Source organism: Galbibacter sp. L-19 (assembly GCF_056857615.1).
Window position 1 is genome coordinate 1 of record NZ_JBSXNL010000017.1, and the last position, 14,589, is coordinate 14,589.

12 protein-coding genes and 2 pseudogenes are annotated in these 14,589 nt (G+C 32.8%); 6 read left to right on the top strand and 8 right to left on the bottom strand.

The genetic code is table 11. The annotated features are described in order from the left end of the window. Positions 1-235: 235 nt before the first annotated feature. Positions 236-394 (top strand): annotated as a pseudogene (locus tag AC13CQ_RS00555) (IS110 family transposase); the annotation flags it as partial. Between the two features lie 46 nt (positions 395-440). Here the strand turns inward: AC13CQ_RS00555 and AC13CQ_RS00560 are convergent. Continuing rightward, positions 441-1,310: a cation diffusion facilitator family transporter gene (locus AC13CQ_RS00560; RefSeq protein WP_474507435.1), complete on the bottom strand. Its 870-nt coding sequence runs from the start codon at positions 1,308-1,310 to the stop codon at positions 441-443. A gap of 216 nt (positions 1,311-1,526) precedes the next feature. Between AC13CQ_RS00560 and AC13CQ_RS00565 the strand changes: the two are divergent. After that, positions 1,527-1,823, top strand: a pseudogene (locus tag AC13CQ_RS00565) (transposase); the annotation flags it as partial. Positions 1,824-1,959: 136 nt separating this feature from the next. Here the strand turns inward: AC13CQ_RS00565 and AC13CQ_RS00570 are convergent. Further along, positions 1,960-3,228, bottom strand: a complete 1,269-nt coding sequence (locus AC13CQ_RS00570; RefSeq protein WP_474507434.1) for a chloride channel protein — start codon at positions 3,226-3,228, stop codon at positions 1,960-1,962. Between the two features lie 57 nt (positions 3,229-3,285). Further along, positions 3,286-3,792, bottom strand: a complete 507-nt coding sequence (locus AC13CQ_RS00575; protein WP_474507839.1) for an IS3 family transposase — start codon at positions 3,790-3,792, stop codon at positions 3,286-3,288. A 550-nt stretch (positions 3,793-4,342) separates the two neighbouring features. On the opposite strand from AC13CQ_RS00575, the gene AC13CQ_RS00580 reads away from it, so the two are divergent. From AC13CQ_RS00580 to AC13CQ_RS00595, 4 genes are all read left to right on the top strand, one after another. Beyond that, positions 4,343-4,771 carry an RrF2 family transcriptional regulator gene (locus tag AC13CQ_RS00580; protein ID WP_474507433.1) on the top strand — a complete coding sequence of 143 codons (429 nt, stop codon included), beginning with the start codon at positions 4,343-4,345 and terminating at the stop codon, positions 4,769-4,771. A 52-nt stretch (positions 4,772-4,823) separates the two neighbouring features. Continuing rightward, positions 4,824-7,073, top strand: coding sequence for a nitric-oxide reductase large subunit (locus AC13CQ_RS00585; RefSeq protein ID WP_474507432.1), 2,250 nt, complete (start codon positions 4,824-4,826; stop codon positions 7,071-7,073). A gap of 6 nt (positions 7,074-7,079) precedes the next feature. Then, positions 7,080-7,802: an iron-sulfur cluster repair di-iron protein gene (gene ric / locus AC13CQ_RS00590; RefSeq protein WP_474507431.1), complete on the top strand. Its 723-nt coding sequence runs from the start codon at positions 7,080-7,082 to the stop codon at positions 7,800-7,802. A gap of 175 nt (positions 7,803-7,977) precedes the next feature. Next, positions 7,978-9,195: a hypothetical protein gene (locus AC13CQ_RS00595; protein ID WP_474507430.1), complete on the top strand. Its 1,218-nt coding sequence runs from the start codon at positions 7,978-7,980 to the stop codon at positions 9,193-9,195. 79 nt (positions 9,196-9,274) lie between these two features. Here the strand turns inward: AC13CQ_RS00595 and AC13CQ_RS00600 are convergent, their stop codons facing one another. The 5 genes from AC13CQ_RS00600 to AC13CQ_RS00620 all read right to left on the bottom strand — a co-directional run bounded on the left by AC13CQ_RS00600 (position 9,275) and on the right by AC13CQ_RS00620 (position 14,318). Beyond that, positions 9,275-9,898 carry an SCO family protein gene (locus AC13CQ_RS00600; RefSeq protein WP_474507429.1) on the bottom strand — a complete coding sequence of 208 codons (624 nt, stop codon included), beginning with the start codon at positions 9,896-9,898 and terminating at the stop codon, positions 9,275-9,277. Positions 9,899-9,978: 80 nt separating this feature from the next. Continuing rightward, on the bottom strand, positions 9,979-10,752 hold the full coding sequence (locus AC13CQ_RS00605; protein ID WP_474507428.1) for a formylglycine-generating enzyme family protein: 774 nt from the start codon (positions 10,750-10,752) through the stop codon (positions 9,979-9,981). Between the two features lie 21 nt (positions 10,753-10,773). Next, positions 10,774-12,210, bottom strand: coding sequence for a copper-containing nitrite reductase (gene nirK, locus AC13CQ_RS00610; protein WP_474507427.1), 1,437 nt, complete (start codon positions 12,208-12,210; stop codon positions 10,774-10,776). Between the two features lie 217 nt (positions 12,211-12,427). Then, positions 12,428-14,023, bottom strand: coding sequence for an ISL3 family transposase (locus tag AC13CQ_RS00615; RefSeq protein ID WP_474507426.1), 1,596 nt, complete (start codon positions 14,021-14,023; stop codon positions 12,428-12,430). Between the two features lie 82 nt (positions 14,024-14,105). Beyond that, on the bottom strand, positions 14,106-14,318 hold the full coding sequence (locus tag AC13CQ_RS00620) for a hypothetical protein (RefSeq protein WP_474507425.1): 213 nt from the start codon (positions 14,316-14,318) through the stop codon (positions 14,106-14,108). Positions 14,319-14,589: the final 271 nt, after the last annotated feature.

A 14,589-nucleotide genomic window follows, 5' to 3' on the forward strand; every position in this document is an offset into this window, starting at 1 on the left:
GATGTTTTCATAGTTGTCATCTTTAAGGTTAAACATTAAGATGAAAGTCAAATCAACTATGGCTCTGTGTTTTACGTATTCGGTTAACACTGTTGACCTCTTAAATTTTTGTTGACCGATTTATTTACATTTTAAACCAAATCAATTCAATTTAAATAATATCCATAAAACAACAAAAACCTTGTAAATCATAGATTTTGCAAGGTTTTTGACTTGTTAGGGTAGTACCCTTAGTGACCGCGCATGTAAGGCGCTTTACGAGCGTATTGCTGCAAAGGGAAAGAGTAAAAAGTTAGCATTAATCGCCGTGTTTAATAAACTACTTAAACAAGCTTTTGCTATTGTGAAAAATGGAATCCCTTATAATGAAAATTTTGTTTCAAGATTGAGGTAAAATCCTTTGGTTTTTACCTCAGTTCTTTATTGTATGCTACCTTTCTTTATTCATTTGGTTCAATGTGTATGAGAACGTGTCCTAAATTCGGTACTTCATTTCTTAAATGGTCTTTCAGTTGGTGTGAAATGTCGTGTCCTTTTTTCACAGTAATTTGTCCGTCAACTATTGCGTGTAAATCAACGTGAAATTTCATTCCCGATTTTCGGATAAAGCATTTCTCGGTGTCTAAAACACCTTTTACTTCGGTTGATTTTTCTCTAATTTCAAGTATTAGGTCGTCATAAAGTTGTTCGTCCATAACTTCTCCTAATGCTGGGCGTAAGATTAAATAACTATTATATAAAATAAATGCAGAAGCAAATAATGCTGCCCAATCATCAGCAGTTTCATAACCTTTTCCAAATATGATTGCTATTGAAATTCCGATAAATGCCATTACCGAAGTTATTGCATCACTTCTATGATGCCAAGCATCTGCTTTTAGTGAAGAACTATTGGTTTGTTTACTTTTTTTCATTACGATTTGAAATGATACTTCTTTCCAAATTATTATTAGACCCAAAATAATTAAAGTCCAAGATTTTGGAACTTTATGAGGTGTCTGAATATTTTGAATACTTTCATATGCAATTATTGTAGCAGAAACAACAAGAAAAGCAACTACTCCAAATGTAATTAATGGTTCAATTTTTCCGTGCCCATAAGGATGGTTTTCGTCTGCAGGTCGTTTTGCATATTTAAAACCTAATAGAACTAAAAATGAAGCAAAAATATCAGTAGTTGATTCGATAGCATCTGCAATTAAAGCATAAGAATTCCCAAAAAATCCCGCAAGTCCTTTTATCAAGGCTAAAGCAGTATTTCCAATTATGCTGAAATAAGTTGTTCGTATTGCCGTTTGTTCGTTATTCATTTTTTTTCAGGTTGCACACAACGGTTTGCAGCTATGGCAAGTGCGGGATTTCAAAGCCGCCTATTTGTCCGCTTACTGTAAATTTATTTAGTTGTAATATATTCATTTTTAATCACTCAGCCCGCATTTACTATAGCCGGTGTGCCTGTTGCACAAGTTAGCAAAAATTTGACATAGGGTTGATATTAATTTTTCATTGGATTCATAACTTTAAGTATGCAAGGCAAAAAGACATATCAAGAAAAGTTATTCAACAATTTCCGTTTGAGTGATCGTGTTCCAGAAAACAATTTTTATCGTCGTTTAAAGAGTGCTATTTCGTTAGATTTTCTTTATCCACTTACTAAAGGTTTTTATGGTAGTAGCGGACAAAAGAGTATCGACCCCGTAGTTTTCTTTAAACTCTGTTTGGTGGGCTATTTAGAAAACATTATTAGCGACCGTAAGCTGGTGGATAATTGTAGTATGCGGCTGGATATTTTATTCTTTTTGGATTATGATATCGATGATGAGTTTCTAAGCTCCCTAATTTTAACGTACAACTTAATTAGATCGTAAAATAAAAGCCCTTAAAAGGGCTTAAAACTATCTTGTTTTTATAAAATTAATGGCTTGTGCAACAGTTACCGATGTTGTATGCCGTATTTTTTCATTCTTTTTCCATTTGTGAACCAATAAAAGGTATTCTTGGAGCTAAAAAATAGCCTGTTAAACTTGCAAATAAGATTGGAATAAAATGACCAAACCCAGTCAAAGTAGCAAGTAAAATTGTTGTACTCATTGGTGTTCGAGTTACGCAAGCGTTAATTGCAGCCATACAACTAACTATCGCTAATGTCAAATTTATTGTCGGGAAAAGTTGATGAATTATCAACCCTAAAGTTGCTCCTACGAAAAACAGCGGAATAATAAATCCACCTCTCCAACCTGATGTTACGGTTATTGAGATGGCTATAATTTTAAAAATCAAAATCGCAAACAATAAAGTCATTGAGAAATTCCCTGATAATAGTTCGTTAATCTCGTGATGTCCGAAGTATCGGGTTAATGGAAAGTAAAATGCTATGATGCCAAGTAGAATTCCTCCAATTAGAGTTTTGATATAAATGGGTATTGGTTTTTTCTCGAAAATTGATTTGAAAAATTTGGTGCAAAAAATAAAAGCCCAACCAAAAGCAGCCCCGATTATTGCAAAGAGAACTGCATAGCCAAAATCAAAAATCCCTGAATATTCATAAGCAGATAAATCCCAAATAGGGCCAAGACCCAAATGAATGATTAAAGCGAAAATTAAATAACTAAAGCAACTTGCAACAAATGCAGGAATAATTGCTTTGTAATACTCAACTGCGTGTTTATGGTGAAGTATTTCTAATGAAAAGAGGCTACCACCCAAAGGAGCACCAAATAAAGCTGTAAAACCTGAAGCCATTCCTGCGATACTTAATGACCGTAATTCTTCTCCTTTAAGTCGGAACAATTTTCCTATCCAAGTTCCTGTTGAGCCTGTCACTTGTACCAATGGTGCTTCGGGTCCTAGACTTCCACCTGACGCAACACATAACAAAGAAGAGAGAACCATTGACGGATTGTTTTTGGGGTCAAGTTTTCCTTTATTAAATCGGATATTGTTTACAATCAAATGTATTTCTCCCGGGTCTCCTATGAAGTGAATTATCAAACCTGCTAAAAGTCCGCAAGTTGCCATTGCAGGTATTACTTGCCAACCACTAAAAAAGGCTAATTGATGAGTCAGAAACTCAAGTACAATCCAATAAACTCCTGCAATTACTCCACCTATTAATCCAAGTAAAGCCCATAACAAAAAAGTCCGACTGAAAACGAAGGGGTTGAATCGGACAGGTTGGTCTAAAATGTTTAAATACGTTACTAATTTTCTTCTTCGTTTTAATTTCACTTTTTTGTTTCTGTTTTATGTCTAGTCCTGAAATATGGCTACAGGTTAAAATTAATTTTACGCTGTTAATTTATAGACCATATTTGGTGTTTTAAAATTTAAAGATAAGTGTAATCTTATTTCATTATATAATTTAATTGCATTTTTTGTTGCTCTTTTGGCGTGCGCCACGTTTGTAAAGGTCTGATCCAGATAGAACTCATCTTTTAAAATGCCGTTTACACGTTCAGCCATTGCGTTTTCATAGCAGTGATTTTCTTCAGTCATACTGATACCTATCTTATTGCTTTTTAATATTTGTGCATATACATTGCTGCAATATTGTATTCCTCTGTCTGAATGATGTATGAGTCCTTTAATGTTTTTAGCTTGATATAAAGCTTTATTAAGAGCTCTCACACATCCTTTTAGCTCTAAGCTATCACTTAGGTCATAACCAATTATTTTACGTGAATACATATCTGTAATGAGTGCTAAATAACAAAATCCTTTTACAGTTCTGATGTAAGTGATATCACTTACCCACACTTGGTTAGGTCTTGTAATCTCGATATCTTTTATAATGTTGTTATATTTATAAAAACGATGACATTAATATAACCCTTACATTTTCTATTAATAATAGTTTTGAATGGATTGAAATCAATGAAGATGGAAAATACGAACCAGAAGTTGGAGAAACTACTGTGGATATGGGCCTAAGAGGACTTATTCCATCTGTTAATTAAATATTTAACGGCATACTAAATATGCCCCATTACAGGAACTATATTCAGAAAAAGGCTTACTAAAATTAACTACAGTAGCCTTATTAAAAACTACTGATAAGGTTGGTATTTCTTTATCTCTATGAAAAACTTATACAATCCTAGACTAATCACCAAGTTGGTTTGGAAACTGTAGAAAAAGAGGATGATTTTATTTGAAATTTATATTTAAATATAGCAATTATATTCACTCTAATTTATAACATGAACATGAATGCTCATACCTAATTATTTATTTCAAAAAACACACTTTTAATAGTTTACTTAATAAATAGCATAAGTTAAATAAGATAAAAGTATCCTATTTAATAAATATTTCTTATTTTTGAAAAAAATATACACAGAATATGTTTTCTAAAGCATGTGAATACGGTATTAAGGCTTCTATATTTATAGCACAGAGTTCTATGAAAAATCAGCGAGTAAGCCTTAAAGAAATAGCAAAAAAAATAGATTCTCCTGTTGCTTTTACTGCTAAAATATTACAAGCTTTAGCAAGAAATGGAATAGTTACTTCCATAAAAGGTGCTGGAGGAGGTTTTGAAATATTCAATCCTCAAGAAATTAAACTTTCAGTAATTGTTAATGCTATAGATAGTGATGCAATATACAACGGATGTGGATTAGGTTTGAAACAATGCGATAACAAAAACCCTTGCCCTCTTCATGATAAATTTAAAATTATAAGAGAAAATCTTAAGATAATGTTAGAGAATACTAATCTTAAAGAGCTTGCTTTAAAATTAGAAGATGGAATTTCTATTTTAAAATTATAAAAAATTTAATATTAAATAGGATAATTTTATCCGATTAAATTAATCAAATAAAATGAAGAATAAAGAAAAAAAATTATGGATTCTATTCGCTTTTGTGATGCTATTATCATTTGGAGTCCTAGGGTATTATGGTTACGAAATTTACCAAGAATCCCCTCCTATTCCTAAAACTATAAAGACCAATGATGGATCCATTATTTTCACTGAAAAGGAAATAAAAGACGGTCAAAACATATGGCAAAGTATTGGCGGGCAAGAAGTTGGATCTATTTGGGGACATGGTGCATATGTTGCACCTGATTGGACAGCTGATTGGCTACACAAAGAAGCTTTATTTATATTAAATGAGTATGCTTCTGAAGCACATCAAAAAAAATTCGAAGACCTTACGGAAGAACAGCAAGCCTCATTAAAAATTAAACTTCAGAAATACATCAGAAAAAATACATTTGAGGAAAGCACACAAACTATCACTATTTCAAAAGAACGCGCACTTGCTATAGAGGTTCTAACCGAATATTACAGCAATTTATTTACAGACCATCCCGATTTTGATAAACTTAGGGAAAATTACGCAATTCCTAAAAATTCGATTACAGATCTCACAAGAATAAAGAAATTGAATGCCTTTTTCTTTTGGGCCACATGGGCAACTGTAACAGAACGTCCAGGCTCAAATATATCGTACACTCATAACTGGCCAGCAGAAGAGTTAGTTGGCAACAAAGCAACAACCGACTTATTAGTCTGGTCTGGGGTAAGTATTATACTTCTTATTTTATGTATTGGCATCATGGTATTTTATCATGTAAAATCTGGAGAAGAAGAAGAATTACTAACACCATCAAACGATCCTCTTTTAAAACAAAGCATTACACCTTCTATGCGACTTATCAAAAAATATTTTTGGATAGTTTCACTACTAATGTTAATACAAATATTACTTGGCATTATTACTGCACATTATGGTGTAGAAGGAGCTGGTCTGTATGGAATTCCAATAGATCAAATATTACCTTACGCTGTTTCGCGAACCTGGCATACACAATTAGCTATATTTTGGATTGCTACTGCGTGGCTTGCCACTGGACTTTATATCGCTCCTGCCGTATCGGGTAAAGATCCTAAGTTCCAAAAATTTGGTGTCAACTTTTTATTTATAGCACTTTTGACAATTGTCTTAGGTTCTATGATTGGACAATGGATGGGTGTTATGCAGAAATTAAACCTAGTAGAAAACTTCTGGTTTGGACACCAAGGATACGAATATGTAGATCTTGGAAGATTCTGGCAACTATTTTTATTTGTAGGCTTATTTGTTTGGCTTGCACTTATGGTAAGACCTTTAATTCCTGTAATAAAGCAAAAAACAGCAGAAAAGAACCTTATCATCTTATTTTTAGTCTCTTGTACAGCTATTGCATTATTCTATGGTGCTGGATTAATGTGGGGAAGACAAACAAACTTAGCTATATCAGAATACTGGAGATGGTGGGTTGTTCACCTATGGGTAGAAGGTTTCTTTGAAGTTTTTGCTACGGTTGTAATTGCTTTTCTTTTTGTTAGGCTGGGGCTCTTAAAAACAAGAACTGCAACACAAAATGTGCTATTAGCTACCATAATATTTATGTCTGGAGGTATTATTGGCACTTTTCATCACCTATACTTTACAGGAACTCCAAAAGCTGTAATGGCATTAGGAGCTACATTTAGTGCACTAGAAGTAGTACCGCTTACATTAATTGGTTACGAAGCTTACCATAATTATAAAGTATCTAAATCTACAAAATGGATTGTAGATTATAAATGGCCTATTTATTTCATGATTGCTGTTGCTTTTTGGAATTTTTTGGGAGCTGGAATATTTGGTTTTATTATTAATCCACCTATCGCATTATATTATATTCAAGGGTTGAATACCACACCATTACATGGGCATACTGCTTTATTTGGCGTATATGGAATGTTAGGAATTGGATTAATGCTCTTTGTTCTAAGAAGTTTATACAGAGATGTTAAATGGAATAACAGGCTACTTCAAATTACCTTCTGGAGTTTAAATATTGGATTACTAGCCATGGCACTTTTAAGTTTACTCCCTATTGGGGTTTGGCAAGCATTAGAAAGTATAGAGCATGGAATGTGGTATGCAAGATCTGCCGAATTAATGCAAGACCCTATGATGATAAAATTAAAATGGTTACGAACAATTGGAGATGTAATTTTTGCTGTAGGTATTATAACAACGTGCTACTTTGTTTTTGACTTAACACTAAAAAATAAAATATATAACTCAAAATAATAAAAAATGGAAAATTTAATAGACAAAAAAATTGGAGAAGTAGTTGCAGAAAACTTTAGAACCGCTGCTGTATTCTCTAACTACGGAATAGATTTTTGTTGCCGAGGCAATAGAATCATAAAAGATGTATGCGAAAAGCAAGGTATCGATACGAATGAAATTAGTAACAAACTACAACTTGCTATAAAAACTGGAGGAGCTATGGATGCCGACTATAAAACATGGAAACTAGAAAAATTAATAGATCATATTCAAACTACGCATCACAGCTATGTGGAAGAAAAGACTCCAGTACTCTTGCAATTTCTAGATAAACTTTGCAAAGTTCACGGTGGTAGCCATCCTGAGTTATTTAACATCAATGAACATTTTAAACATACAGCGGGTGAACTTTCTCAACACCTTAAAAAAGAAGAACTAATACTTTTTCCTCATATTAAAAAACTAGAAAAAGCTCAATTATTAGGGACTGAAATAGAATCGCCTGGTTTTGGAACAGTTAAAAACCCAATTGCAATGATGATGCAAGAACATGAAAATGAAGGCGATCGTTTTGTAAAGATTGCTGCATTGTCTAATCAATATACACCTCCAGCAGATGCTTGTAATACGTACAAAATCACTTATGCAATGTTAGATGAATTTGAGCAAGATTTACACACACACATTCATTTAGAAAATAATATATTATTTCCAAAAGCAGTAGAATTAGAAGCTATTCTGAGTTAAAACACTCCACACTTAATCTATATTCAAAATTCTCGAAGCTAGTATTCTTTATAAAAAACTAGCTTTGAGTTTTTTAATTAGTTATTTTATACTGATGTAAAAGACATATACTACCAAACTATTTTAATTCTCTATAATTACAAGCGTAATATCCATTTTAGATTATAAAAACCTAATGAATAATAGATATATCACTATATGCTTTGGTAACTTTTTAATTGCAGCCATAATGGGGCTCTTATTGCGTTTTTTATATATTCACCCTATTGATTCTATGAATTTTAAATTCTTAATTCATGGACACTCTCATGTTGCTATGTTGGGATGGGTATACCTATCTATCCAAGTGTTTATTGTTAAATGGTATCTAAAGAATAATGATGAAAAAAAATATAAACGTTTATTCTGGATTACTCAACTCTCTATCATAGGCATGTTATTCAGCTTTCCTTTTCAAGGATATGCCATAGTTTCTATATGTTTTTCAACACTTCATATATTTTGTAGTTATACTCTTGCATACTACTCATTAAAAGAAATAAAAACAGATACGCCTGCTAATAAATTCATGAGACTAGCAATTTATTTTATGATACTATCTACTATTGGAGTTTGGTGTTTAGGTCCCACAGTAGTAAAACTAGGTAAGTCATCTGTATACTACCAGCTTGCCATACAATTCTTTTTACATTTTCAATTTAACGGTTGGTTTTTAATAGCTGTACTTTCATTACTTTTTAAAAATCTAAACATTCAGGAAAACAATTTTACAAAAAACATATATCCTTTAGTAATCGTAACTGTCATACTAACATATGCATTCCCAGTAAGTTGGCATTTAAAATATTCATGGTTGTATTGGGTAAATTCTGTAGGTGTAACCTTTCAATTAATAATGTTTTATTACCTTTTCATCATTTTAAAAAGGCCCTTATTAGAAAGTTTTAAAAAGCGATTTGCTGTAATTAAAAATCTTTATCGGTTTGCAATTATTTCTTTTACTTTTAAAGTTTTATTACAGGCACTAACTCTTATTCCAATGATTGCTTTCCAAGTACATTTATATAGAAATTTAGTGATTGGTTTTATACATTTAATTATGCTTGGGGTAATTAGTTGTTTACTTTTTGCAAACTTTCATCACCTTAATAAAATAACAAAAGAAAGCTATTTTAAAAAGGGAGTTTATTTATTTATAATTGGAATTTTCTCTACGGAAGCACTACTTTTTGCACAAGGAACCTTGTTTATGCTCAAAACAGAAGGCGCTATCCCTAATTATTATTTACTCCTGTTTTTGGCCAGCCTAATTCTTGTAATCGGATTAGTCAATTTAAATATTTCTATTACTCCTTCAAGAAATCCATCTTTAAAGAAAATACTAAAAAAGTAAATCATTAAAATAATAGTATAAAAAATTGGCTCATATTACTATTAGTAACACAAGCCAATAAAGGTTTGTAAACTGCTATTTAATACATTTCTGTAACCGCTTCTCTAATATATTTCACAGTTGCATCAGAATTTACATTTAATCCTTCCTGCTGAAATATTAATTCTCCCTGCTCATTAAATACACTTATTATATTTGAATGCGAAAACTCAATTGGAGATATTTCCGTATAATTCACTGCTAAAACAGCAGCAAACTCTCTAGTATTTGCTTCCGTAGATCTAAGGAATGTCCATGGTGATTCGTCCATCAAATTTTCCTTTGCAAAAGCTTTTAATCGATCAGGTGTATCCGTTTCTGGATCTATACTTACCAATATCATTTCTACATTTTTTAAAACATCTTCCGAAAGTTGCTTTTTTATATTTCGCATATCTGCAACCAATCTTGGACAAGCAATTTTACAAGAAGTATAAATCATAACTGTTACCAACACCTTCCCTTTAAAATCTTTGAATACTACCTCTTCCCCATTTTGATTTGTCCAATGTGAAGGAAGGTTGTAAATAGACATTTCTGAAAAATCTCCCGATTTATTTTTGGTAGATACAGCTACTACCTCTGTTTGTTCTTTTTCTGTATTGGTATTACAGGACATGATAACAAACAATCCTAATACAAACCATAACTTATTTAATTTCATCACTCTATATTTAACTTTATATTATTAACATTAAACAACTTAACTCATTTTTAAGTCAGAAATATATCCTTATTCTAGGGTTAATTTGCAATATCTTTAGCACATCTAAATCCGAGATTTTTCATGCTATATTTTGCATTTATACTTCCCCTAAAAGCATATCGCATAAATGCTGCATAATTCATTAAATCGGTAGCACCAACAGCAGCAGCTCCACAGAACAAATTAGGATCATTATCTATATCTTTCCTAGATTCACCAGAAATCAAAACAGAATTAAAATCCAGCGTCCACTCCCAAACTAAACCGTGTAAATCATAAACTCCCCAATAATTTTTTGGATTACTCCTTACCACATCAAGCTCTGTATTTGCTGTTTCATACCATGATAATATTTTTGCATTATAATCCTCCTCTTTTCTAGCATCCATTTTATCTTCACTTGCCATAGAAACGTATTCCCACTCATCTGTTGTTGGTAAACGCTTATTTTGGCATTCACAATATTTTTTTGCTGCAAACCAAGAAACATAAGTGATAGGGCTATCAGGGTTTATACCTTCATTATAAGTTGCCCCTCCTTTCCATCGTATTAAATAGGCATTGTCTGCAAACAATCCTTTTACATTTTCTTTTAGCCATGCTGGATTATTTAATAGAAACTTTTGAAACTCTCTATACGTTACTGGATTTACATCCATCTTAAACGTTTGAACTACTTTAGGTATCGAATCATTACCATAAAGAGGGATGTAACTTCCCTCTTTAATAGTAACCATATCCTGAGCAAATAACATCTGTACTGTACCTATAGTTGTTATAAAAACTAATAATAAACGTATTACTTTAGTCATTTTAATTTCTATTGATTACAATTATTGCTTTCTTACTTCCGATACCATTTCTGGAGTTACAACTTCTTTAGAATTCCCCCAACTGTTGTATATAAAAGTTAGTACATTAGCTACCTCTTCATCTGTAAGCGACTGACTTGGCATTACACTATTGTAATTTTCTCCATTTACGGTAATCTCCCCTTGTTTACCATATAGAACAATCTCAATTGCTCTATTTACGTCTTTATTTAAATAGTCTGACATTGCAAGTGGAGGAAAAACTCCAATTACACCCTGTCCTTCAGGCTGATGACAAGCAAAACATGTATGCATGTACGTTTGTTTACCAAATTCCATTTGATCCTCAAAGCTTACTGCAGGGACATTTAGCTCCTCTTTTCCTTCTCTAGGAATCTCTTGAATCCCTGCTCCTTCAGGTTGATAAATTCCTTCTCTCATTTCTCCAGAATACACTTTCAAATTCTCATCTCCACTTACATTTAACATTGCTAAAGCACCCTTATTAAAAGCTCTAAAAATTGAATGGTCTACTAATATAAATGTACCTGGAACTTCTACTTTAAACTCTACAATTGCAGCTCCTCCGGCAGGAATCAATGTAGTTTGAACATCTTCGTTTATAATACTTCCGCCCTCTACATGAACTTTATCAAAAATTTCACCAATAACATGGAAAGATGAAACTAGATTTGGCCCACCATTTCCTACATACAAACGCACTGTTTCCCCTACTTTTGCAGTTATTGCATTTTCACCTGTAAGAGCTCCAACTTTCCCATTAAAAACAACATACTCTGCATGTTCATCTAATGCTTTTTGCATATCGAATGGCTGCATTCCTCTATCTCCATTTTTTCCTTTTGTATAGAAATCTCCTTGCATTATATAATATTCCTTATCCACAGGAGGCAAACCTTCTTCTGGTTCTACTAAAATTAAACCATACATTCCGTTTGCAATATGCATTCCCACAGGTGCCGTTGCACAGTGATAAACATAAAGTCCTGGGTTTAATGTTTTAAACGAAAATGTTTTTTCATGACCTGGCGCCACGAAAGAAGACTCTGCCCCTCCTCCAGGTCCATTTACAGCATGTAAATCTATGTTGTGAGGTAATTTATTATCTGGATGATTTTTTAATGTAAAATGAACTTCATCCCCAACTTTAGTTCTTATGAAACTCCCTGGGACTGTTCCTCCAAAAGTCCAATATACATAGCTAACTCCATTACTAAGTTCTCCTTCCTGTTCCAAAATTTCCATATCTACAATTAGCTTTTTTGCTTTTCGCTTCCCAGTTGGCTTTGGTACAAATGGTGGAGAAGTTAAATCGGCAGTCATCACTAGTGATACTTCAACATCTTGATTATCTCTTACTTTGTTGTCTTTTTCTGAATTGCAACTTAAAACTATAAATACAGTTATAAAGTAGCACAATAAATTAAATTGTTTCATAATCTCTATTTTAAATCGGATAATATTATCCGATTTAAAATTACACTATATTAATCATGTATTATATGATTATTGTCAAGTTATACAACTGTTAATAAAAAATGTTGGCTCCCCTTTTTTTGTGCCCCAAGAAATACAAATTTACAATCAATTTACTAAGGATTTAGAGCTTTTGGTGGAAATTCTTGCCAAACTGGTTCTTAGTCAAATTTGGGGATTATCCAGTTTGGGAAAGAATTACTTTTTTACGCAATAATTCAAAGCTTGCCCTTCCGTACATTTGACGTTTAATAGTTTTTATCCGATTCACATGTCCTTCTACCGCTCCGTTACTCCAAGCCCACTTAATGGCATTTTCGACCGCTACGATATCATTTTTTAATCCTGCTAGCTGATACGACGATTTTTGAACAAGCTCTACCCATTTTCTTACATTACCTTCCCTGTTTATGATCATAGTTCGGAAGTACTTTGAAAGACGTCTGACCAAACGTAATTCAGTGGATTCTTTTAGTAAAATACCTATATATTTTTTCTCTTTTTGATCCTTTATCTTTGAGTCATCCTCCGTAATAAGCATGGATAGCTTTCTGGCCGGTATAGGTTTTATAATGCCTTTGATGGGCGCTCTTTTGATGAATGATGAATCCGGTGTACTTATATGGTTCTGCCGTATTATCCTATTGATATGATAATAGGCCTGTGTTTGACTGCCATCATAACCTAGGTCTTTTATTTTTCTAATAATATCCTTTTTAAGGTATCTCTTTCGTTGAAGCTCCGATAGGATGACATCAGTAAAAAGATCGATATTGGTGGTTTTGTGATGGGCTCTTGCAGGTAGGCTTTCCAATTGAAAATAAGCCCTGACGGTATTACGACTTATCCCTAATTCTTTGGCTATTTTTCTGGCAGCATATTTTTGGGACTGCAACTCTTTTACCTTTTTAAAAACAGGGAGCCTTGTATCTGTATCAACTGTCTTCTTTGGAGTTATGGCCATCATGACATTTAATGGCTTTTTATCGTGTAATTCATTTTGATGCTCAAGGAGAAGGTGTTTGATTTTCCGGAAAATACTTTTAAAGTAGAAAGTTAAAGCATCCGAAAGGTTCATCAGTAAATGAAACCGATCTGCTACTTGATGGGTATTAGGATGCACTTCCTTTGTAGCCGATGCATAGGAGCTGGCTCGGTCTCGTGTGACAATTTCAATATGCTTATGGTTGCCCAACCATTTCTTTACATCTTTTGCGTCTCGAGAAGGCAATAGGTCTACGGGGCGTGATGTTTCCATATCGATTAGAACAGTACCGTAATTTATTCCTTTGCGGAATGCCCAATCATCAATCCCTAATACTCTTGGGGTTTTTATAGTTGGTAACTTATGTTTATGAGATTTGCGCAACATGGTCGACCTGCTTAATGAAACTGATACTAATTTGGATATGATCTTTCCTTGATGTGAGTTGGTCTCCAAGGCTATGGTATCAAGAATTTTATCCAGTCTAATGGTTCTTCGGGCGTACCGTGAAATACCGGAAGTCTGCTCTGAAAAAACTTTGTGGGGACAACTTTTGTTGGTGCATTTGAATTTTCTGGTCTGTAAGATCAAATACACCTTATATTCAAAAACACTCAAATCATTTAAATGACGTATATAACGATCGTGAATTTTTTTGCTGTAACCCTTACAGCCGGGACACCGTGCTCCTTTTGAAGAAATAAGTCCGTATAAGGTCAATTCTACATCGCTAAGTTCTGATTTGTAAATTTTAATTTTAGGGAGGTTAAATAGGTTGTTTGTAAGCATAAGTATTTAAATATTAAATACTTAAATATACGAAAATATATACTTTTTATAAATTAAAAACATCATTAAGTAGTATTTATTCTTAATAAATACTACTTAATATTCCCCAAATTTGACGAAGAACCAACTTTTCAGGAATTTCCACATTGTTACCATATGGTATTGAATTTGGGGAATTAGTACCTTCCTGCATAAAGTAGCGAAGACTACCTCCTTCTTGACTAAAGACTGGTAAAGACAAAATTGCCATCAAAGTAGTAAACACCACTTGACGTATCACATATGTTAATTTCATTTTGTATTTATTTTGATGTGCAAACTTACCGATGATTGTGTTTCTTTACCCATAAACTATTTTAAGAAATGTTCTTAAACAATGATAATCTTAATTTAATAGAAACGGATATAAAAAGAGACAGCGAAACGGCTTTATGCCGTCCCTTTTCCGAGAAATATTTTGCGAGTTTAATTTTCGGGAATATTGTATAGCTATACTCTTATATTCCTTAAGACATATCTACTCCAAGTGATATAAACAAGAAGCAAAATAAGTAATTCAGTATGCT